This window comes from Methylomonas sp. LWB (assembly GCF_001856095.1).
Lineage (GTDB): Bacteria > Pseudomonadota > Gammaproteobacteria > Methylococcales > Methylomonadaceae > Methylomonas > Methylomonas koyamae_A.
In genome coordinates this window covers 1-324 of sequence record NZ_MKMC01000099.1, presented here as the reverse complement: position 1 = coordinate 324, position 324 = coordinate 1, and the positions used below count along the sequence as shown (strand labels likewise).

Below are 324 nucleotides of genomic sequence, written 5' to 3'. Positions count from 1 at the left end.
GTGATGGTTGCGGTGCCGGCCGCCGTGGTGCCGCCGTCGTAGGCCTTGCTAACGTCGCTGGTACTGACGGTCAAGCTGGCGGCTGAAATATCCGCGGTATGGGTGCCGCCGCTCAGCGTGTAGTTGCTGGCCAAGCCGCCGTTCGTGCCGTCGGCCAGCGCCAAAGTGCCCAGCGTCACCGCTTTGCCGGTGCCGACGTTTTTACTGGCAATGGTGCCGGTGCCGCTCAGGTTCAGGGTTTCGCTACCGACCAAACTCCCCGCCGAGAAGATGCCGGCCGCCACGTTGGTGCTGCCGTTATAGGTCCGGCTGCCGGTCAGGCTG

At 65.7% G+C, this 324-nt stretch carries 1 protein-coding gene; it reads right to left on the bottom strand.

Going from position 1 to position 324, the window contains the following annotated elements:
- A partial coding sequence (locus BJL95_RS25385) for a YDG domain-containing protein (RefSeq protein WP_175463782.1) occupies positions 1–324 on the bottom strand: 324 nt, incomplete at both ends.